Source organism: Actinoplanes sichuanensis (assembly GCF_033097365.1).
Classification (GTDB): Bacteria; Actinomycetota; Actinomycetes; order Mycobacteriales; family Micromonosporaceae; genus Actinoplanes; species Actinoplanes sichuanensis.
The window spans coordinates 11,476,705-11,497,857 of record NZ_AP028461.1 but is presented as its reverse complement, the minus strand read 5'-3'; the positions used below and the strand labels follow the sequence as shown (position 1 = coordinate 11,497,857).

The 21,153-nt window shown below is 71.1% G+C and carries 20 protein-coding genes; 7 read left to right on the top strand and 13 right to left on the bottom strand.

Features of this window, described 5'->3' with window-relative positions:
• Positions 1-14: 14 nt before the first annotated feature.
• A complete protein-coding gene (locus Q0Z83_RS52645) occupies positions 15-620 on the bottom strand; it encodes an EcsC family protein (protein WP_317797366.1) in 606 nt (201 codons plus the stop codon).
• Between the two features lie 238 nt (positions 621-858).
• Here Q0Z83_RS52645 and Q0Z83_RS52640 point away from each other — a divergent pair, with 238 nt between their 5' ends.
• Complete coding sequence (locus tag Q0Z83_RS52640; RefSeq protein WP_317791100.1) at positions 859-1,764, top strand: proteasome assembly chaperone family protein; 906 nt, start codon at positions 859-861, stop codon at positions 1,762-1,764.
• Positions 1,765-1,767: 3 nt separating this feature from the next.
• On the opposite strand, the gene Q0Z83_RS52635 is transcribed toward Q0Z83_RS52640, so the two are convergent.
• The 3 genes from Q0Z83_RS52635 to Q0Z83_RS52625 are packed head-to-tail and all read right to left on the bottom strand — an operon-like array spanning position 1,768 to position 4,464.
• Positions 1,768-2,511: an alpha/beta hydrolase gene (locus tag Q0Z83_RS52635; protein WP_317791099.1), complete on the bottom strand. Its 744-nt coding sequence runs from the start codon at positions 2,509-2,511 to the stop codon at positions 1,768-1,770.
• A gap of 30 nt (positions 2,512-2,541) precedes the next feature.
• Complete coding sequence (locus Q0Z83_RS52630; protein ID WP_317791098.1) at positions 2,542-3,267, bottom strand: class I SAM-dependent methyltransferase; 726 nt, start codon at positions 3,265-3,267, stop codon at positions 2,542-2,544.
• Positions 3,268-3,291: 24 nt separating this feature from the next.
• Entirely contained in the window at positions 3,292-4,464 is a 1,173-nt protein-coding gene (locus Q0Z83_RS52625; RefSeq protein ID WP_317791097.1) for a hypothetical protein, read from the bottom strand.
• Positions 4,465-4,672: 208 nt separating this feature from the next.
• On the opposite strand from Q0Z83_RS52625, the gene Q0Z83_RS52620 reads away from it, so the two are divergent.
• The 5 genes from Q0Z83_RS52620 (at position 4,673) to Q0Z83_RS52600 (ending at position 11,487) form a co-directional block, all read left to right on the top strand.
• Entirely contained in the window at positions 4,673-5,287 is a 615-nt protein-coding gene (locus tag Q0Z83_RS52620; protein WP_317797365.1) for a hypothetical protein, read from the top strand.
• A 690-nt stretch (positions 5,288-5,977) separates the two neighbouring features.
• Complete coding sequence (locus Q0Z83_RS52615; protein WP_317791096.1) at positions 5,978-6,967, top strand: DMT family transporter; 990 nt, start codon at positions 5,978-5,980, stop codon at positions 6,965-6,967.
• Positions 6,968-7,350: 383 nt separating this feature from the next.
• Positions 7,351-8,364 (top strand): TolB family protein, encoded by a 1,014-nt coding sequence (locus tag Q0Z83_RS52610; RefSeq protein WP_317791095.1) that lies wholly within the window; start codon positions 7,351-7,353, stop codon positions 8,362-8,364.
• Between the two features lie 84 nt (positions 8,365-8,448).
• Positions 8,449-9,159, top strand: a complete 711-nt coding sequence (gene trmB / locus Q0Z83_RS52605) for a tRNA (guanosine(46)-N7)-methyltransferase TrmB (RefSeq protein WP_317791094.1) — start codon at positions 8,449-8,451, stop codon at positions 9,157-9,159.
• Between the two features lie 369 nt (positions 9,160-9,528).
• The gene (locus Q0Z83_RS52600; protein WP_317791093.1) at positions 9,529-11,487 is read left to right on the top strand and encodes a sensor histidine kinase; all 1,959 of its coding nucleotides are present in this window, start codon (positions 9,529-9,531) and stop codon (positions 11,485-11,487) included.
• Between the two features lie 2 nt (positions 11,488-11,489).
• Here Q0Z83_RS52600 and Q0Z83_RS52595 read toward each other — a convergent pair whose 3' ends face one another.
• The 4 genes from Q0Z83_RS52595 to Q0Z83_RS52580 form a co-directional block, all read right to left on the bottom strand.
• Positions 11,490-12,008 (bottom strand): hypothetical protein, encoded by a 519-nt coding sequence (locus Q0Z83_RS52595; RefSeq protein WP_317791092.1) that lies wholly within the window; start codon positions 12,006-12,008, stop codon positions 11,490-11,492.
• A 19-nt stretch (positions 12,009-12,027) separates the two neighbouring features.
• Positions 12,028-12,612 carry a hypothetical protein gene (locus Q0Z83_RS52590; protein WP_317791091.1) on the bottom strand — a complete coding sequence of 195 codons (585 nt, stop codon included), beginning with the start codon at positions 12,610-12,612 and terminating at the stop codon, positions 12,028-12,030.
• 56 nt (positions 12,613-12,668) lie between these two features.
• Positions 12,669-14,459: a gamma-glutamyltransferase gene (ggt, locus tag Q0Z83_RS52585; protein ID WP_317791090.1), complete on the bottom strand. Its 1,791-nt coding sequence runs from the start codon at positions 14,457-14,459 to the stop codon at positions 12,669-12,671.
• Positions 14,460-14,528: 69 nt separating this feature from the next.
• Complete coding sequence (locus tag Q0Z83_RS52580) at positions 14,529-16,037, bottom strand: alpha/beta hydrolase (protein WP_317791089.1); 1,509 nt, start codon at positions 16,035-16,037, stop codon at positions 14,529-14,531.
• A 102-nt stretch (positions 16,038-16,139) separates the two neighbouring features.
• On the opposite strand from Q0Z83_RS52580, the gene Q0Z83_RS52575 reads away from it, so the two are divergent.
• The gene (locus Q0Z83_RS52575) at positions 16,140-17,228 is read left to right on the top strand and encodes a PQQ-dependent sugar dehydrogenase (RefSeq protein WP_317791088.1); all 1,089 of its coding nucleotides are present in this window, start codon (positions 16,140-16,142) and stop codon (positions 17,226-17,228) included.
• Between the two features lie 4 nt (positions 17,229-17,232).
• Here the strand turns inward: Q0Z83_RS52575 and Q0Z83_RS52570 are convergent, their stop codons facing one another.
• The 5 genes from Q0Z83_RS52570 to Q0Z83_RS52550 form a co-directional block, all read right to left on the bottom strand.
• Complete coding sequence (locus Q0Z83_RS52570; RefSeq protein ID WP_317791087.1) at positions 17,233-17,484, bottom strand: hypothetical protein; 252 nt, start codon at positions 17,482-17,484, stop codon at positions 17,233-17,235.
• Between the two features lie 89 nt (positions 17,485-17,573).
• Positions 17,574-17,837 carry a hypothetical protein gene (locus Q0Z83_RS52565; protein WP_317791086.1) on the bottom strand — a complete coding sequence of 88 codons (264 nt, stop codon included), beginning with the start codon at positions 17,835-17,837 and terminating at the stop codon, positions 17,574-17,576.
• 13 nt (positions 17,838-17,850) lie between these two features.
• Entirely contained in the window at positions 17,851-19,497 is a 1,647-nt protein-coding gene (locus Q0Z83_RS52560) for a sodium:solute symporter family protein (protein ID WP_317791085.1), read from the bottom strand.
• 35 nt (positions 19,498-19,532) lie between these two features.
• Positions 19,533-20,201: an HAD family hydrolase gene (locus Q0Z83_RS52555; protein ID WP_317791084.1), complete on the bottom strand. Its 669-nt coding sequence runs from the start codon at positions 20,199-20,201 to the stop codon at positions 19,533-19,535.
• Entirely contained in the window at positions 20,198-21,049 is an 852-nt protein-coding gene (locus Q0Z83_RS52550; protein ID WP_317791083.1) for an LLM class F420-dependent oxidoreductase, read from the bottom strand. The genes Q0Z83_RS52555 and Q0Z83_RS52550 overlap by 4 nt, the downstream gene beginning before the upstream one ends.
• Positions 21,050-21,153 lie beyond the last annotated feature (104 nt).

The window sequence follows — 21,153 nt, the reverse complement described above, 5'->3', positions numbered from 1 at the left end:
GGAGCAGCGGAACCTTAGGTGTTGCGGTAATGCTCCCGGGCGCGTTTCGCCAGATCCTTGGTGGCCGCCGAGTTGACCCAGGTGCCGAGGATGATGCCGGCGCCCGGGACCATCTTGGCGAACAGGCGCTTCGCGGCCCGTACCCCGGCCATCTGGGCCAGTTTCACGCCGAGTTTCACCAGCACGCCGGCCATCGGGCGGCCGGAGTCACCGGTGAAGATCCGGCTGGCGCGTTCCCGCCCGGCGGCGACGCCGAGCGCCGTCCGCGCGGTCTCCGCGACCTTGTGCACCTTCTGCAGGACGAGCAGGTCGGTGGCGCGCTCCGGGGCGGCCGGGTCGGCCCCGTACGCGGCCGCCACGTGCAGCACCAGACGGGACTGGGTCCAGGCGAGGACACCGACGTCGAGGACCGCGCCGGGCAGACCCGCCGCGCCGGACACCGCCCCGGAGACCCGGGCCAGCGTGGTGAAGTGCCGGATCGCCAGGTTGGCGAGCCCGTCGGCGTCGAGGTCGGGACGTTCCTGGCGGAGCCGGGCGTGCCAGGCGGCGGCCTCCGGGCCGAGCCGGCGCACCGCGTCGAGGGCGAGATGTTCCGGTGCGTACTGCGGGTCGGCCTTCATCCGGGCCCACAGCGTGCTGGAGGGGGCGAGGGACTCTGCGGACTGCTGTTGATTCAAAGATCACTCCGGGGGGACGGGGAAGTGGATCTGTATCCCATTGTGCGCGGTGCGCGCACGTCGCCGCCGCCGCGCTCCGGTGCGTAATGATGGAAGCGTGCCGGAATGAACGCCGGCAGCCGGCTGTTACCGCCGGAACAGGCCCGCGTCAGCGGGCGTCGCTCTCACGGAGGTTCACAGCGTGCTCGACCCCCACGGGCTCTACGAGGTGACCGGCGAACTGCCGGCTCTGGACGGCCCGGTGCTCATCCAGGCGCTCACCGGTTTCGTCGACGCGGGCACCGCGATCCAGCTGGCCAGGGAAAATCTGCTGGAGCACCTGGAGAGCGAGATCGTCGCCACGTTCGACCTGGACCAGCTGCTCGACTACCGTTCCCGGCGCCCGCCGATGATCTTCGTGGCCGACCATTTCGAGAGCTACGAGGAGCCGAGTCTCGCCCTGCACCTGGTCAAGGACCAGTTGGGCGCTCCGTTCCTGCTGCTCGCGGGTCCCGAGCCGGACCTGCAATGGGAGCGGTTCATCGCCGCGGTGACCGGCCTGATCGACCGTCTCGGCGTCAGTGTCACCGTCGGCCTCAACGCGATCCCGATGGCCGTGCCGCACACCCGCCCGGTCGGGGTCACCGCACACGCCACCGACAAGCGTCTGCTCGGTGAGCACGAGTCGTGGCTGCAGCGGGTCCAGGTGCCGGCCAGCGTCGGCAACCTGCTGGAGTTCCGGCTCGGCCAGTCCGGGCGGGACGCACTGGGTTACGCGGCGCACGTGCCGCACTACCTGGCGCAGACCGGTTACCCGGCGGCCGCCGAGGTGCTGCTCGACTCGGTGTCGGAGAGCACCGGCCTGGCCCTGCCGACCGGTGGCCTGCGCGATGCGGCCAAGGCGGTCCGCGACGAGGTGGACAAGCAGGTCGCCGATGACGAGCAGGCGGGCCGGCTGGTCACCTCCCTGGAAGCGCAGTACGACGCGTTCCTGCGCGGCCGTCAGGGCAACCTGCTCGCCGACTCGGACACCCCGCTGCCCACCGCCGAGGAGCTCGGCGCCGAGCTGGAGCGGTTCCTGGCCGAGCAGAGCCGCGACGACAACTGAGCGTCAGCGTTTGAGCAGCCAGGCCAGCACTCCGGGCAGTTGCCGGTCCCAGAACTCCCAGGTGTGCTCGCCCGGCTCGAAACCGGCGTCCAGCTCGACGCCGGCGGTCGCGCACGCGGCCACGAACCGGCGGTTCTGCGCCACCAGGTGGTCGTCGCTGCCGCAGCGCAGCATCAGCCGCGGCAGCGACGACGGATCCGATACCCGTACCAGATGCATCAGATCCTCGTCGCCGCCGGCGACGATCCGGTCGGCGAAGACCCGGGCGACCAGGGCACGGATGTGCGGGCGACGATCATGTTCCTGGATGTACGCCAGATCGAGCGCCCCGGACAGCGAGGCTGCGGCGGCGAACCGCTCCGGTTCGAGCAGCGCCCACTTCATCGCGCCGTAGCCGCCCATCGACAGCCCGGCCACGAAGGTGTCCGCCCGGTGCGTCGACACCCGGAAGAACCGCCCGACCCGCTCCGGCAGCTCGGCCGACAGGAAGTCCCAGAACCGCATCCCGTACGCCTCGTTGGCGTAGAAACTCCGGTCCACCGACGGCATCACCACCGCCACGCCCAGGTCATCGGCGTACCGCTCGACCGAGCTGTACCGGCTCCACGCGGTGTGATCGTCGGTCAGTCCGTGCAGCAGATAGACCACCGGCGGCGGATCCACCGCGTCCCCATCCGGCAGGATCACCGTCATCGCGGTGCCCATCTCCAGCGCCTCGGACCAGAAATCACAGCGGATCAGTGCCATCGGCCCATTCTCCGCCGCGACGACCGGAGATCACTCGACGAACTGCCGGAAGTCGTCGAAGGCCGGCTCGAACCTCTCGTCCGGCAGGCGGATCGCACGGCAGCGCGGATTCCCGGTGACGGTCCCCGAGCCGCGGACCATCTGCTCCCCGGTCACCGCCCCCTCGATCACCCTGGTGCCGCCGTCGAACGCGCCGGTCAGCACGGTCCAGCCGAGGTTGCGCTCGAAGTAGCGGACCGCGGTCCGGATCGACGGCGCCCAGTCGTCGTCGAGGACGATCAGGCCGCCCGGCTTGACGATCTTGCGCAGGTAGTAGAGATCGACGAAGACCTCGTGGAACCGGTGGCTGCCGTCGACGAACGCGGCGTCGGCGACCAGGCCCTCGGCCTGCAACCTCGGCAGAGCCTCGGAGGAGGGCCGGCGGATCAGCTCGGCGATCCGGTCCAGGCCCGCGCGGGTCAGCAGATTCCAACCCACGTCGTGGTACGCGTCCCGCTGAAACGGATCGATGATGACGTGTCGTGGCGTACCGCCGCCGGCGACCAGTGCCTCCCCGATCGCCAGGGCGCTGCTGCCGTAGGCGAGCCCCACCTCGACGACGGTCTCCGCGCGGTCCGCGATCAGCAGGTCGCGCAGCCGATCACAGTCGCGTTCGGGCAGGGTGACCGTGGCGAAGTCGTGCTCCCGCCTGGTCCACTCCGGGCCGTCCTCGGCCAGTCGGCGGCGCGTCTCACGTACCCGATCGATGAGCTCCATGCCCTTCATTCTTCCGCCGGCGGGTCAGCACGGCCGCACCCAGACCTCCTTCTGCACGTACTCGACGTCGGGGTCGTCACGCAGGGCCGTGATCTGCTCGTCGGTGAGCATCGCGAAGAAGGCGCCGAAATTCGTGAAACCGGTCGGTTCGATGTGGTGGCGCTCGGCCACCACGCGTGGCGGGGTCACGTCCTTCACCTCCACGATCCAGCCGTCCGGGCCGTCCGCACCGGCCGAGAGGTAGGGCGCGGGCTCGGCACGCGGTTCGCGGACCATCGCGGCCGCCGTCGCCTCCAGCCGGGCATGTTTCGCCAGGATGTGTCGCGGGGGCCGGCCCAGCCGCTCGACGAGCCGGTCCAGCGGCATGCCGGTGACCGCCCGGCCGCCCCACAGGATGTCTTTCGCGTCCTGCTCCCGCCAGGGTTGATAGGCCATCCGGTAGGTCCGCGCCAGGTCGGTCAGATCGGCGGGAACCGGCCGGAGGTCGAGCCGCCCGGACGTGATGTCATCCAGCCGCACGTGGTGCACGACTCTGGTCTCCCGGTAACCGACACCGTCCTCGGTCAGAGCACAGTGGTCCGGGGGCATCCCGTCGAACACCCCCGAGTCACGCAGGTCCAGGTGGATCCGGCAGTGCCAGTAGACGGTCGGATCATCGGCGTGTGCCTCCGCATACCACGGTGGCGTGCCGGACCGGCGATGGACGGTCGGCTGCCGAAGGTCACCCAGGCGCGGGAAGTGCGGCGGCGTCATCGGCTGGGCTGACTGACGGGCCGCACGCAGCAGCGCCTCCACCCGGTCGGCTCGGGCCAGGATGTGCTCCGGGGGACGCCGCAGGCGCTCCGCGATCTCCTCGGCCGGCTCACCGCCCCGGATCCAGTGGTGGACCGCGATGGTCTCGCCGGACTCCCACATCCGATACGCCCACGGGTACCGCTTCCGCAACTCCGGCAGATCCTCCGGAACCGGTACGACGTCGACGTGGCCGGACGCGATGCCGGTCAGCGGGACACGCTCCTCCGACTCGGGCCCGACCGCCACTCCGTCGGCACGGCCGACCCGGACCCACAGCGCCGGGACGTCGACGACGACGCCCGACGTGAGGTCGAGCCGAACCCGGTAGGGAACGTGCACGGTCCGGTCCGACCTCAGGTCGAAATCGAACCAGGACCACGGATCCCCGGGGTACGGCGACATCGCTCCATTGTGCCCCCGCGGACCCCGGTTTCCGCGTTGGGAATGTCGTACCCGTCGATTAGAATGTATGTACGAAAGAGGGGACCTGAGCTGCGGATCTTCAGGCCTTCGGAGGCCCCTTGCGGCCTGATTTCCGCAGTGCGAGCGAGGAGACGACGTGACTATCTCGACCACCACCCCCGTGCCCGTGATCCCTCCCTACGCGACGATGCTCGGCTTCACCCGCTACGTGTCGCGCACCGGCCCGGCCAAGGCCACGTTCGTCGGCGGCCTGCGCAAGCAGCGGGAGCGCCGCAGCGGTTTCAACCCGCACGGCCAGCTGGTGAAAGCGCTGAAGGCCGACATCGCGTTCCGCACCGGCGGCAGCTACCTCGGTGGCGTCGTCGACGTGGTGAAGGACCGTTGGAAGCCGCTGTATGGGGCTCTGCAGACCGGCGCCCGCACCTACCTGACCTCGCTCGGCGACCCCGAGCAGGTCAATCTCGCCCAGACCAGGGACGCCATCGCGACCGTCGGCCCCCTGGCCGTGAAGATCAATCCGCACTTCGGCCTGCGCTATGACGACGGCCGCCGCGAGGCCGTCCGCATCCACTTCGACGAGGAACCGCCGAGCCCCGAGGCCGCCACGGCGATGCTCCACCTGATGGCCCGCCACATGGACCAGATCCTCCCCAACGCCGAGCCGGTCCTGGTCGACCTGCGCCGGGGCGTCGCCCACCGCATCGACCGGTCGGCCCGCCCGGGCGACGTCGAGAGCTGGCTGGCCGGCGAGGCGGCGGCCTTCACCGCGATGTGGGCCGCCACCGGTTCCCCAGCCGCCTGACCCTCTTCCCCAGTCTCCGGCCGGGCACGAACCACCCCTCGTGCCCGGCCGGCCCCACCGGCCTGCACTCACGCCAGGCACACCCCGCGGCCCGCACCCGCGCAGGCTCACCCCCGCGGCCCGCACCCGCACCCGCGCAGGGCGCACCCCCGCGGCCCGCACCCACCCCAGGCACGCCCGCGGCCCGCACCCGCACCCGCGCAGGGCGCGCCCCCGCGGCCCGCACCCACGCCAGGCACTGCGCGCACCCGCGCAGGCGCACCCGGCGGCCTGCACCCGCGCCCGGGCCACCCCGCGGCCCGCGCCAGGCCCACCCTGCGACCCGCATCCGCGCCAGACTTGCCCTATTTATCCCGCCACGCCGACCCCCTCGACCGCATCGCACCGGCCGCCCGGCCGGAGGTCGGTGCGGCCGGAGGTCGGTGCGGCCGGAGGTCGGTGCGGCCGGAGGTCGGTGGCCCATCGGTGCCCACTCGCGGGGAGAGCCGGGTCGCTGTGGTGCTTGTCGCCCTCTGCGCTGGTGACGCCGGGCAGCGGCTAAGCTGCCGGGCGTGAGTCCCTTCCCCGGCGTTCTTCCGCCGCCGCGCTCCTGACCGGAGCGCTGCCGCGCCGATTCGGCTCTGCCTGATCGGCGGCTCTGCTGTGCGCTCCGTCGCCGTTCTCTGACGACTCACTCTTTTCGGAGCGCATGTGTTCACCTCTTTCTTCTCGTCGGCTGCAGCCGGCGCCCGGCTCAGCCTGATGCAGGTGTCCGCCGCCGGGATCCTCTGGGGCACGGCCGGTGTCGTCGTCCAGATCGTCGCCGAGCAGACCGGGCTCGGGGCGCTGGCGATCGGCTTCTACCGGCTCGCCGTCGCCGCCGTCGTCATGTCCGCATTGGGGTTCCCGGCCCGGCGCCGGATCTGGGCGGCGTTCCGGGCCGCGCCGGTCGCGGTGATCGCGGCCGGTGTCGGGCTCGCCGCCTACCAGGGCCTCTACTTCGTGGCCGTCCGGCTGAGCGGCGTCAGCATCGCCACCGTGGTCAGCCTCGGCATCGCGCCGGTGCTGCTGAGCGCCTGGGAGACCTTCCGCACCAGGCGACGCCCCGGGACCGCGACCCTGCTCGCCTCCGCCGCGGCGATCGGCGGGCTGGTCCTGATCGGCGGCGCGACCGTCGAACCCGGCGCCACCACCGTCGCAAGCCTCGGCCTACTGGCCGCGATCGGTTCGGGCATCGTCTACGCCGCGTCGACCGCGATCAGCCGGCACACCACCCAGGGTATGGAACCACTCATCCTGACCACCCTGTCCTGCGCGATCGGGGCGGTCGCGATCCTGCCGATCGCCGCCGTCGAGGGCCTGGCCTTCACTCCACACGCGGGTCCGATCGCGCTGCTGGTCTACGCGGGCGCGATCACCACGGCCCTGGCCTACGCGCTGTTCTACACCGGCCTGCGGCGGATCTCCGGCAGCGTCGCCGTGGTGGTCACCCTCCTCGAACCCCTCACCGCGGCGCTCCTGGCCGTGCTCCTGATCAACGAGCCGCTCGGTCTCACCACGATCATCGGCGGCCTGCTCCTGCTGGGCGCCGTGGCCACCCTCTACCTGGACGCAGGTGAATCCCGGGAACACGCGGCCCCGGCCACCGACGCAACGGATCTCTCCGGCGAGATCCCGTCGTCCGCGCCGACCCGAGGCTGACCCAGGCTGGTCGGCACCGTTGTCTCGCACGGCTAGAGACAGCGGTGCCGACCAGCCGAGAAGCGCCGGACCGGCGCCGAGTCTGCGCCTGGCCGAGCCGGGCCGGGTTTCCAAGTTGCGGGCCGCGCTTCCGACGCCAGGCCGCGCTTCCGACGCCAAGCCGCACCACCGGACGCCGGGTCGCGCTTCCGACGCCAAGCCGCGTCTCCGGACGCCGGGCCGCGTCTCCGGACGCCGGGCCGCGCTTCCGACGCCAAGCCGCACCACCGGACGCCAGGGCGCGTCTCCGGGTTGCGGGTCGGGAACGGCTTAGGTGCGGGGCGGTTGCGACGATGACTCCTGTTGTAGGTGAACAGAGGCGGGACCTCGGGGGGCGTTCGGCCATGGGAAAGCTGGGTCAGATTGCGGGAACCGTGACGCTGGCGGCGACGGTGGTTCTGGGTGGGTCGCCGACCGCGGCGGTGGCGGCGGAAGCGGCGGCGGGCGCAGCGGGCCGGGCGGGACGGACGGCGGCGGGAGCCGGGCTGCCGGGTCTGGTGGCGTTCGTTCGGGACGGGGACGTCTTCGTCAGCAAGGGACCCGGTGAGCAGCGGCTGACCAGCGGAGGCGGGCATGCCCGGCCGCGGTGGTCGCCGGATGGGCGGCGGCTTGCCGTTCTGAAGCGGGGGCAGGTCTGGGTCATGCGGGCGGACGGGACCGGGCAGCGGCGGCTCACCACCCGGCCGGCGGGCGGGCCGTCGTGGTCGCCGGACGGCGGGTGGATCGCGTTCGCGTCGCTGTCGTGCACCGGCGGGCCCGGGGTGTACCGGATCTCGGCCACGGCTGAGAACGCGCGTCCGGAGGTGCTGTTCCCTCGGGATTGTCGTGGCGCGGAACTGCCGGAGGAGACCACCGCCGGCCCGGTGACCGGGTCGTTGCGGGAGCGGCTCCAGTACGACAACGCGGTGGCCTGGTCCCCGGACGGCGCTCGGGTGGCGTTTCGGGGCGGGGACTGCGAGTCGGTGTACGACGCCTGCCTGAGCATCGGCACGGTGGCGACCGGGGAGGAGCGGACAGTGGCCGCCTTCGGTGGCGGGGGCAGCCAGAACCGGGGGTTCGCGGCGGTGCCGAGCTGGCGTCCGGATGGGGCGCGGTTGTCCTGGACCGCCTACCAGGAGGGCGAGACGGCGACCGAGAACAGGCCGGTCCACCTCGTCGAGTACGACACGGCCACCGGGACGGAACGAACCGTCGGCGGCACACTCGACCGCGAACTCGCCTATGTCGACGCGGGCCGCGCGGTGGTCACCAGTCGCAACAACAAGGGCTCGTGGCTCACCGTGCTCAGCCTGGCCGACGGGAGCCGCACGCTGCTGCGATCCGGCTCCCAGCCGAGCGTCCAGCCCCTGCCCCACTGACCGACCGAATACCGCAGGGCCGACCGAATACCGCAGGGCGGGATTTCGCGGTGGGCCGGGGCGGGTTCTATCGTTGGCCGCGCCATGAGTGACACCGAAACCGCCGCCGCGCGCCCCATTCGTACCTTCCATCCCCGCCGTGGCCGGATGAGTAGCCGCCACGCCGACGCGCACGAAACGCTGTGGCCGAAACTCGGGCTGACGGTGACCGATGGCGACCGTACGCCGCTGGATCTGACCGATCTGTTCGGCCGGGACGCACCGGTGGTCCTGGAGATCGGCTTCGGCATGGGCGACGCGACAGCGGCGATGGCCGCGGCCGACCCCGGCCGTGGCTATCTGGGGGTCGAGGTGCACACCCCGGGTATCGGCAATCTGCTGGCCCTGGTCGGTGAGCTGGGTCTCGACAACGTGCGCGTGGCCTGCGGAGACGCGATGCAGCTGGTGCACCGGATCAGTCCGGCGGTATTGGACGCGGTGCACGTCTTCTTTCCGGATCCGTGGCCGAAGGCCCGCCACCACAAGCGCCGCCTGATCCAGCCGTCGAACGTGGCGCTGCTGCGTGAGCGCCTGCGCCCGGGAGGCGTGCTGCACTGCGCGACCGACTGGCCGGAGTACGCCGAGGCGATGGCCGAGACCCTGGACGCCGATCCGGGCCTACACCGTCTGCCGGCCAACCCGCACGCCCGCCCGGAGACGAAGTTCGAACGCCGCGGCACGCTGGCCGGTCGCCCGATCACCGACCTGCGGTACGAACGACGCCTGCCCCATCGACGCCCTGAAGAACAGCCCTGAAGAACAGCCCTGAAGAACGGCCCTGAAGAACAGCCCAAAGGGTCGGGCGACACCGGCCGACACTGAAGGGTGTGGGGTGGTTGGTTGCGCCCCGGCACGAAGGGGCCGAGAAGGCGTGCCGCGTCATTTGCCGGTTTTAGCCCTTTCGCGCATCTAGGCTTGAGGTGGAGGTCGGCCATGCGGCGAGAAGGCCCCGGCGATGCCGGGCGATCCGGACGGACGCACGCGGCGGAAGCCGCGACTCCCGCGCGCACGGCTGAGCCTTACGGGGGGACGGCCGTCGACGAGCACGCACGCTCGCCGGCGGCCGCCGGTTTTTTCGGGCCCACTCCGCATCGTGGTGTCCTGACCAGCGGATCCGCCGACCAGTTGGCCGCGCTGACGGCCCGGGCCGCGGCCGCGCCCAGCGCCTATGTCCAGTTCGTCGAGGGCGACCGGCTCCGCCTGTACGGCAGTTGGGGTGTGGCCGCCGACTGGGACGAGGTGAACCACACCGACCTGGACTCCTCACTCGGCGGGATCGTGGCGCGTACCGGGCAGACCCTCGTGGTGACCGACGCGCAGGCCGACGACCGGGTGCCGGCCGGAGTGCTGAGTGAGCACGGCGGCGCCTATCTGGGCTATCCGGTGCACGATCGGATGGGCATGGTGCTGGGAGTGTGCTTCGCCTACGACCACCGGCCCCGGGAGTGGACACCCGGGCAGCTCGCCGCGGTGGCCGAGGCGGCCGATGTGGCGACGCTGCTGATCGGCGAGCAACTGGCCCGGCACGAGCTGGAGCAGCAGCACCGGTTTCTGGACGCGGTGCTGGACAGCCTGCACGACGGGGTGACCGCGTGTGACGCCGACGGCCGGGTGGTGTTCGTCAACGAGCGGATGCGCCGGCTGTGGGGCGACTCGCCGGTGGCGGACGTGACCGGGCTGGTCGACGGGTCGGGGGTGTCGCTGCAGCGCGACGAGCTGGGCCTGTTCCGGGCACTGCGTGGGGAACGGGTCCGGGACGAGCCGATCGCCGCACACGGTCGGGGCCGCCGGACCCGGTTCTTCCTGATGGACGCCCAGCCGATCCGCGGGTTGGACGGCCGGGTGGTGGGTGCCGTGCAGGCGGTGCAGGACGTGACCCGGCAGCGACGGGCGGAGCGGTTCCGCAGTTGTGAGCTGGCGGTGACGACGGCGCTGGCCGGGACACCGAGCATCGAGGCGGCCGGCCCGCGGGTGCTGGAGGCGGTGGTCGCGACCCTGGACTGGGTGCACGCCGAGCTGTGGATGGTCGACGACGGGACGATCCGCGCCGCGGCCCGATGGAGCGCCCCCGGCTGGCCGTCCGGGATTCCGGTGCCGGAACGATTGGCGTACGGCCAGGGCCTCGCGGGCCGGGCCTGGCAGGTGGACAAACCGCTGTGGATCCGGGACGTGGGCCGCCCGCAGAGCCTGATCTCCCCGGACACGTCGGCGGACCGGCTGCACACGGCGCTGGCGATCCCAGTGCACGACGGCTCGGGGCCGATCGGGGTGCTCACCGTCTTCGCCGATTCGGTCGAGGACCCGGAGGACGAGCTGGTCGCGCTGATGTCGGGGATCGCCGCGCATCTCGGGCAGTTCGTGGAGCGGCGCCGGGTGGAGGATCTGCAGCGGCAGCTGACCCGGAGCAAGAACGAGTACCTGGCACTGATCGGGCACGAACTGCGCACCCCGCTGACATCGATCAGCGCCTACACCGAGCTGCTGCGTGAGGCGGACGAGCCGACTCTGGTCCGGGACGGGCCGCGCCTGATCGCGGTGATCGAGCGCAACACGAATCAGCTCCGGGAGATCATCAACGAGCTGCTGGAGCTGTCCGCGCTGGACGCCGGGCACGCGGACGTACGGCGTACCCCGATGGATCTCGCCGAAGTCGTCCGTGAGGTGGTGGACCGGGCGCGGGTGGCGATCGACGGCGCCCCCGTGGTGATCGACGCGGACCTGCCCGGCGAGCTGATCCTGCCGGGCGATCGGGACCGGCTACGGCACATCGTGGAGAACCTGCTGGGCAGCGCGGTCCGGTTCAGTCCGGACGGCGGTCACGTGGCGGTGTCGCTGCGCAGCACCGGGCGGGCCGCCGAGCTGGCCGTGTCGGACGCGGCCGGGGATGTCCCGCACGCCGAGCGGGAGCAGTTGTTCACCGGGCACTTCCGGACCGCCCGGGGCCATGACCGGGTGCTGCCGGGCAGCGGGCTGGGCCTGACGCTGAGCCGGGCCGTGGTGGAGAAGCACCACGGCAGCATCGAGTTGACCGGCGGCGACTCGGGCACGACGGTGCTGGTCCGACTGCCGCTGGAGGCCCGTTAGGGTCAGAAGACGGGCCGGGCGAGGCCCTCGATCAGCCGGGTGAGTCGGGTCCGGGTGATCAGGACGTCAGCGATCAGCGCCGCCACTCCGACCGTCCGCACGAGGGCACCGATCCCGGCGGCGGACCTGGTCTCGCCGAGGTACTGAAGACCGAGTCCCACCACGACGGACAGCCACCAGACCCGGATCCCCCACTGGATGACGTAGCTGCGGCTGTCGGCACCGAACTGCTCGACGGTCTGCCGGGTGGCACGGCCCCAGAGCACCGCCGCAACGATCATGACGAGGGTGGCGAGTCCGGCGATGAGCACGAACGGTGCGGTGGTGACCAATGGCGCCCCGGCGAGGTGCAGCGCTCCGAGAACCGCTGTGGAGAGCGCGACGACCACGCCGGCCGTGACGCTCACCCAGGTCGAGACGACCCAGTTGTGCGGCGGCTGGGCGACCGGGACGTACGCCGGCCGGCAGTCGTGGCCTTGACCTGGATGTTCGAGGACGGTTCCGCACCGCTGACATTGCACCGCGGGACATTAACAGAGGTCAGTCGGTGGGGCGGCCGCGGCGCTCGATGTCGCGGTGGACCTCCGGGTCCCACTTCGAGGCGTCCCAGTCGTCGCTGCTCAGGATGGTGCGCGGGCGGCCGCCGAGGTCGGGGCGGCCGGTCTCCCGGCGGATCCGGGCCCGGGTCAGCACCACCCCGGCGATCAGGGCGGCCCAGCCGAGGAGCCGGAGACCGGCCCCGGCCAGCAGGGTCAGCGGCAGGAGATAGCTGAGGCTGAACAGCATCAGGGTCGCGAAGAGGCCGCCGTATCCGGCCGCACCGGGGCCGGTCGGTGACACCTTGTGGGCGCTGACGATCCAGACGATCGTGGAGATCAGCAGCCCGACCAGGCAGACCCAGGTCAGCAGCCCGAGGGCGGACATGGCCAGCACCAGCCCGGCCTGTGTGCCGGGATAGCTGAGGTCGACCGTGCCGCGCTGCACCGCGTTCGTCCCGGCGAGCACGAAGCCGGCGGTGATCAGGACGATCACCAGGAAGCCGATGCTGAAGCGGATGACCCGTCGGGTGGCCAGGCCGAAGGTCTCCAGGTTGCCCTGGTGCGGCGCCATGTTCTCGAAACTCATCGCCTCTCCCCGATCGGTCGCACCATGATGGCCGACCGATCGGGGGGCCGCCAAACTCAGCGGGCCGGCCGGACCACCCCGGCGGCGCCGCCACCTCGGCGGACGGGCTCGGCGGTGGCGATGAACCCGCCGCCCCGGGTGAACTCGATCGCGGTCGCCGCGCCGAGTTCCGGTGCGTCGGCGGCGAACGTGTGGCCGAGCGGGGTGAGCACCGGGCCGTACTGGACGCGGAACGCGGCCTCGGCCTGGATGCCGGCGCTGTTGCGCTGGGAGGCGCGCGGCGCGGCCATCGCCGCGGGCAGGCTCATGCCCAGGTCGAGGCGGTTGAGCAGCAGTTGGGTGACGGTGGTGATGATGGTGGCGCCGCCCGGCGAGCCGAGCGCGAGGAACGGCCGGCCGTCCTTGAGCACGATCGTCGGCGACATCGAGCTGCGCGGGCGTTTCCCGGGACCGGGCAGGTTGGGGTCGGGCGCGGTGCCCTGGGTGGGTGCGAAGTTGAAGTCGGTCAGCTCGTTGTTGAGGATGAACCCGCGACCGGGAACGACCATGGTGTTCCCGCCGGTCGCCTCGATCGTGAAGGTGTACTCGACGACGTTGCCCCACCTGTCGGCGACGGTCAGGTTGGTGGTGCTCTGCCCCTCCTCGACCGGCCGGCCCGCCGCCGCGACCGCGCAACCGGCGCCGTTCAGGTCACCCGGCGCGACCGGTTTGACCAGGGCCTTCGTGCGGTCGATCGAGCAGGCCCGCTGTTCGGCCCAGGGATCGGAGATCAACTTCTTCAGGACCGACGGCGAGGTGTACGCCCCCACGTACCGATTCCGGTCGGCGAACGCCAGGGCCGTCGCCTCCAGGTAGTAGTGCAGCTTCTCGGTCGACGTCGCCGCGGTGGGCAGCCCCGCTTCCAGGATGTTCAGCGCCTCCCCGACCGCGACGCCGCCGCTGGACGGCGTGGACATGCCGTAGACGGTCAACCCGCGGTAGTCGGACCGGGTCGGCGCCGGGTACCGCAGCCGATAGCCGGCCAGGTCCTGGCGGGTCAGCACACCGGGCCGGATGGGGTACGCCCAGGTGCCCCACGGATCGGCGGCGACCGGCGGGTGCTGGACCGTGTCGACGAGGTCGCGGCCGATCGCCCCGCGGTAGAACACCCCGGTCCCCCGCTCGGCGATCAGCCGGTAGGTGGCCGCCAGGTCCGGGTTGCGCTGGACACTGCCGACCGCCGGTGGCGCCCCGCCCGGCAGGTAGAGCTCCCGGCTCGAGGTGAACTGCCCGAACGCGGCGGCGTTGTCGGCGACCTGCTGGCGGAACGTGGCGTCGACGGTGAAGCCGTGGTCGGCGAGCCGGGCGGCCGGTTTCAGCGAGGCGGCCAGCGATCTGGTGCCCCAGCGGTGCAGAGCCGCCTCCCAGGTGGCCAGGGTGCCCGGCGCGCCGGCGGAGAGGCCGCTGACCCGGGCCTCGGTGAAGTCGTACGGCAACCCGTCCGCCGGGTCGATGAAGTACCTGTCGGTGGCCGCGGCCGGGGCGGTCTCCCGCCCGTCGATGGTGGAGACCCGCCCGCTGCGCGCGTCGTAGTACACGAAGAAGCCGCCACCGCCGATCCCGGCCGAGAACGGTTCGGTGACGCCGAGGGCCGCGGCGGCGGCGACCGCGGCGTCCACCGCGTTGCCGCCACGGCGCAGCACGTCCAGCCCGATCGCGGTGGCGTCCGCGTCGACCGTGGCGACCGCTCCGCCGTACCCGATGGCGGTCGGTTCTTTGATGGCACCGCCCGCGAAAGCGGGTGGGGAAGCGGCGACGAATCCCAGGGTGGTGAGTGACAGCGCTGTCAGCGCGGGCAGGAACCGCATCGGCCCTCCAGGTTGGACATAGCCGGTCGTCCATACTTGCCTACCCGGCGGCGACCGGAAGAGCAACGGTCAGCCGACCCCGAACGGCTTCGGCTCGACCGCGGGGCAGGTCAGGTCGGACGGCAGGGTCAGGTCGAGGAGGAAGCGGTCGGCCGCCGCGCTCACACATTCGCTGTGCTTGTAGGCCACGTGCCCCCAGCCCTGGTAGGTGAGCAGCCGCGCGGACGGGCCGAGCTGCCGGGCCACCTGCTGCGCCCAGGGGTAGGCGGTCGCCGGGTCGTACCGGGAGTTGACCACCAGGACCGGTCCGGTGGCCGCCGGGATGGGCCGTTGCGGGTTGACCGGCGTGGCGTCCCGGCCGAGGCAGGAGGAGACGGCGGTCAGCGCGAGCGGTGAGGCCCGCATCTGCGGCGCCCGCTCGGCCAGGGCGCGCAGCCGGTCCCGGTATCCGGTGAAGCCGCCGACCGGCAGCGACCAGTCCTGGCAGATGACGGCCGGGAAGCTGTGCGGGGTGAGGTCCTCCAGGCGGGGTACGGCACGACGGGCCAGCGGGGTGGGCGCCGGGTCGTACGCCTCCTTGATGTAGTGCGCGAACGAGTACCACTGCGGGTCGTAGAACGCGCTGAACGCCGCCGAGATCAGCTCCCAGGCGCCGATCTTGCTGGGCGGGTCGTACGGGTCGACGAGTTCTCCCGTGGTGGCCCGCCGCATCAGCTCGGCCCACATCGCCCGGATGTCCCGCCCGCGCAGCACGCATCTGGTGTCCCGCCCGCACCAGGCGACGAACTGGTCGAACGCCGCCTGTACGGCGTCCGCGGTCTGGCCGAGGAACGCGTCGACCCCGGCGCTGTGGTCCATCACGCTGTCCAGGACCAGGGCACGGACCCGGTCCGGGTGGCGCTCGGCGTAGAGCTGGCCGAGCAGGGTGCCGTAGGAGGCGCCGAAGAAACTGATCCGGTCCGCGCCGAGGGCCATCCGAGCGGCCTCCATGTCGCGGACCACGCTGCCGGTGTCGGCGTGCTCGTAGACCGGCCCGCTCCGGCCGGCGCAGTCCGCGGCCAGTCGCCGGTTGTAGTCCTCGGCCTTCTGGAACTCGGCCTCGGTGGTGTAGAGCGGTGACGGTTTGGCGTCGACCAGGTCCTGGTCGCAGAGGATCGGGGCGCTGCGGCCGACCCCGCGCGGGTCGATGCCGACGATGTCGAACCGACGGCTCACCTCGGGGTCGAAGAAGTCGTGATCGAGGGCCAGATTGACCGCCGAGACCCCGGGGCCACCCGGGTTCACCATCAGGACGCCGAGCTTGCGAGCCTGGTCACCGGCCGGGCTGCGGGCCAGTTGGACGTCGATCTGCGGGCCGAGCGGGACGGTCCAATCCACCGGCACCCGCATCAGGCCGCACTGGACGGTCTCGTCCTCGGGACAGGGCGACCAGCGGATCGGGTCGGCGGCGGCACCGGAACGCAGGCCCCGGGGCGGCACACCGATGGACCGGTCGGCCCGGGCCGGCTGTGGCGCGTACCCGAGAAGGGTTGTGAGGGTGAGGATCGCGGCCGTGACCGGCCGTCCCAAAGCTCGCATCGGACTCATCTTGGTCCGAATCCCGGCGCGGAATACGGCAAACAACATCATTTACCGCAGACGAGTCATGCCGATAGGCCGGGGCCGTGGCACGGTTGGTGGATGACCATCACGCGACTCGCCGCGGCAGCCGCCGGTCTGGCCGTCCTGACCGCCTGTTCGTCCGACGGCTCGTCGGCGGCGCCGACCGTCGCCCCGGTGCCGTCGGTGACCGGCTCGGCGCCGCCCGCCCCGTCGGCCGCCGCCACCGGCACACCCGATCTGGGCTCGCCGGAGACCATCGCGACGGGCATCGACGTGCCCTGGGGGCTGGCTTTCCGGCCGGACGGCAGCGCGCTGGTCGCCGAGCGCAACAGCGGCCGGATCCTGGAGATCGTGCCGGGGAGCGAGCCGCGCGAGGTGTACCGGGTGCGCGGTGTGGAGTCCGGCGGCGAGGGCGGACTGCTCGGCCTGGCCGTGCGCGACGACTGGGTCTATGCGTATTTCACCGCGGCCGACGACAACCGGATCATCAGGTTCAAACCGTCCGGCGGCGACCCCGAGGTGATCTTCGACGGGATCACCCGGGGCGGGCGGCACAACGGCGGACGGATCGCGTTCGGCCCGGACGGCATGCTCTACGTGGGCACCGGCGACGCGAGTGAGGAATCCCGCTCGCAGGACCGCGACGACCCGTCCGGCAAGATTCTGCGGCTCACCCCGGAGGGTCGGCCGGCGCCCGGCAACCCGTGGGCGGGTTCACCGGTGTGGAGCCTCGGCCACCGCAACGTGCAGGGGATCGCCTGGGACACGCAGGGCCGGATGTACGGCATCGAGTTCGGCCAGGACCGCTGGGACGAGGTCAACGTCATCGAGCCGGGGAAGAACTACGGCTGGCCGGAGGTCGAGGGCCGCACCGACGACGACAGGTATGTGAACCCGATCGTGCAGTGGGGCACCGACGACGCGTCACCCAGCGGCGCGGCCGTGGCCGGCGACACCCTCTACGTCGCCGCCCTCAAGGGCGAACGACTGTGGACGGTGCCGCTCGGCGGCGGCTCGACGAAGGCGGAGTTCACCGGGAAGTACGGCCGGCTGCGCACGGTCGCCGTGGCGCCGGACGGTTCGTTGTGGCTGACCACCTCGAACACCGACGGCCGCGGCGACACCCGCGACGGAGACGACCGGATCCTGCGATTCCCGGCGAAATGACGGTTCAGCCGGTGGGTGGTAGTTGGGGCAACGCCGAGATCGCCGTCGCGTACTGACTCACCTGGCGGTTGTTGGGCACGACGCCGTAGACCCGAAGCTGGTCCTGGATGGCCTGCTTGACGGCGTCTTCGGACTGGCCGCGATGCGTTTGCATCACCTTGTTGACGACGTAGTCGACGCGGAGCTGCACCTGCCAGCCGATGGGCCGACGGCTGGCCTCGGTAGCGAGGCCGCTGATTGAGGCGAGGGGATTCATGCCCGGGTAATCGGTCGGACCGGGGCCCGGGTTGACGATTCGCGGGCCCCCTCTAACCCGATCGCAACCCGGGCACACCGAGCCGGTAATCAGGCCGCCTGGTCCGACTCTTTCGCGGCGTCCTCCTCCACCGCCTCCGGCGGCGGGTTCAGACGCAGCCAGAGCAGCATCAGCAGACCCAGCGCGAGCATGCCGAGACCCATCCAGAGATTGATGCGTACGCCCTGCGCCTTCTCCAACTCCGAGGGCCCGTCGAGGACGCCGATCAGGGTGACGATCACGCCGTACACCACGAACAGGCCGCCGATCACCCGCCGCACGTCGAACAGCCGGGCCAGTTTGCGTTCCGCCACGGTTCCGCCTCCTCTACCAGACCGGGATGTACAGGAGAATGGCCAGCACCACGGCGATCACGCCGAGCAGCACCGGGTTACGCCACCACACCCGGTCCGCGGCCAGCACGTCGCCGGTCTCGCCGCCCAGGCCGTAGACCAGACCCTGCAGCTCATCGTCGCGTTTACCGGGAGTGAACGGGGTGATCAGCAGGGCCACCCCGACCGCCACCACGAAGGCCAGGCCGGCACCCCAGAAGCTCTGCTCCAGGTCGGAGTTGAACTTGACGACCTCGGTCAGATGCAGGATGTACAGCACGAACGCGGCCAGGAAGCCGAGGAACAGCGACCAGAAACCGGCCCAGGCCGACATCCGCTTCCAGAACATGCCGACGATGAACGTGGCGAAAAGCGGCGCATTGAACAAAGAGAACAAAGCCTGGATATAGTTCATGATGTTGTCGAAACCGGCCGCGATGAACGCCGTGCCGATACCCACCACGATGCCGGCCACCGTCGCGATCCGGCCCACCCGCACGTAGTAGGCGTCGTCGCGGTCCTTGCGGACATACGCCTGCCAGATGTCGTAGGTGAAGACGGTGTTGAAACCGCTGACGTTCGCCGCCATACCGGCCATGAACGACGCCACCAGACCGGTGACCGCCACCCCGAGCACCCCGTTGGGCAGCAGGTCCCGCATCAGCAGCGGAATCGCGTTGTTGTAGGTGAGGTCACCCTCCTCGGCACCCAGCCCCTGCACCGTGACCAGGGCGATCAGACCGGGAATCACGGTCACCGCCGGGATCAGCAGCTTCGGGAAGGCGCCGATGATCGGGGTCCGTCGAGCCGCGCTCATGTCCTTGGCACTCAAGGCGCGCTGCACCTCGGCGAAGTTCGTGGTCCAGTAGCCGAACGACAGGACGAACCCGAGACCGAAGACGATCCCGATCCAACTCGCGCCGAGCGGGTTGTCGGTGCCGCCGGTGTCGGCCCAGGTGTGCAGGCCCGCCTCGCCGAGAGGGCTCTGCCGTACCTTCTCGAACAGGCCGTCGATCCCGCCCACCTTGACCAGGCCGATGATCGTGATCGGCAGCAGGCCCGCGATGATCACGAAGAACTGCAGGACCTCGTTGTAGATGGCCGAGGACAGACCGCCGAGCACGATGTACGACAGCACGATCGCCGCACCCACCACGATCGACGTCCACAGCGGCCAGCCCAGCAGCGCCTGCAGGATCAGCGCCAGGGCGTACAGGTTCACACCGGCGATCAACACCTGCGCCACCGCGAAACTGACCGCGTTGAACAGGTGGGTGGGCCGGTTGAACCGCAGCCGCAGGAACTCGGGGACGCTGCGCACCTTGGAGCCGTAGTAGAACGGCATCATCACGATGCCGAGGAAGACCATGGCCGGCACCGCGCCGATCCAGTAGTAGTGCAGCGTCATCAGGCCGTACTGGGCGCCGTTGGCGGCCATGCCGACGATCTCCAGGGCGCCCAGGTTGGCCGAGATGAAGGCCAGACCGGTCACCCAGGCGGGCATCGACCGCCCGGAGAGGAAGAAGTCGGCGCTGCTCTTGATCGCCCGACGCGCAGCGAAACCCACGCCGAGAACGGTGACGAAATAGATCGCCAGAATCAGATAGTCGACGAACCCCACGTCGAGCCGGAGTCCCGTCACGGGCCACCTCCATGAGTGTGACCCGCGGGGTACCCCTATCGATGAAGGTTTGAAACCGCTTCGGGTGTCACCTCGGTGACCGCTTTCACCACGAGCGTCGCCCCGGCCAGGGCGTCGTCGGCGGGCGGATAGACACCGTGCGGCACGGCGATCACCGTCAGGCCGGCCGCGGCCGCCGAACGCAGACCGTTGCTGGAGTCCTCGACCGCGGCGCAGACGGCCGGAGTCAGGCCCAGTTTCGCGACCGCGGTGAGGTAGACGTCGGGCGCCGGTTTGCCACGCGGCACCTCCTCGGTCGACAGCGTCACCTCGAACACGTCGGTCAGCCCGGCCGTCGCCAGCACCTGGTCGATCAGGATCCGCGCCGACGAACTGGCCAGCGCCAGCCGGTAGTCGGCGGCGAGCGCCCGGACCGTCTCGACGGAGCCGGGAATCAGTGGCAGGGCTTCCCGATAACGCTCGGCCATCCGGCCCAGGACGTCCGCGGCGACCTCCTCAGCGGTACGGGATACGCCCACCTCGTCGGCCAGGTGCGCCGACCACTCCCCGGTGCTCATGCCCATCATCCGATCCTGGGAGTCGGGGAGGAACTCCCGGCCGTGCTCGGCGACGTAGCCGCGCCTGACCTCCTCCCACACCTCCTCGGTGTCGATGATCACGCCGTCCAGATCGAAGACGACCGCCTCGATGCGTCCCTCGCTCACAGTCCCGCCACCGCTTCCACAGTCCGCTTGAACTCCCCGGTCTTCTCCCACGACTCCCGGACCGGGCCGTGCATCACCGTGACACCCAGCGCGGCCAGCCGACGGGCCTCCCTCTCGGTCTCGGCGAGATCGTCGGTGAACCGGTAGAGCACCGTCTTCTCGATCTCGTCGTAGTCGCGCCCGACCGCGTCGCAATGCCGTTTCAACACGTCCAGCTTGTGCGGCAGCTCGTCGGTGTTCATCAGGTTGCAGGCGTCGGCGAACTCCGCGACCAGCCGCAGCGTCTTCCTCTCCCCACCGCCACCGATCAGGATCGGCGTCCGACGCAGCGGCAAGGGCGAGTTGAGCAGCCGGTCCAGCCGATAGTGCCGGCCCGCGAACGCGGTCTCGTCACCGGCGAACATCTGCCGACAGATCCGCAACGCCTCCTCCAGCCGCTCGAACCGCTCGGCGGTCGGAGGGAACGGCAGGCCCAGCCCGAGCGACTCCTCCTCGTTCCACGCGGCACCGATCCCCAGGATCGCCCGCCCCCCGGACAACACGTCGAGGCTGGTCACCGCTTTGGCGAGCAGGCCCGGCTCGCGGTAGACCACGCCGGTCACCAACGTCAGCAACTGCGCCCGGCTGGTGTGCGCGGCCAGGAAGCCGAGAGCCGTGTAGGCCTCCAGCATCTCCATCTCGGGCGGACCGTTCACGTGGATCTGCCACACGTGGTCCATCACGCTGATCCGGTCGAAGCCCGCCTCGTCCGCGGCGGAGGCGATGTCGGCGAGAACAGGACCCAGACGCTGTGCGCCGCCGGGCCAGCTGAAGGTGGAGATGTGCAGGCCGAGTTTCACATCGATCACCCTACCCAATTTCGGTACGGTCGGTGACGGCCCGGCAACGCACACGGGCCGTCACCGGCGGTTCGGTCCGCGTAGATGATCACCATCAACCGATAGGCCAGGGT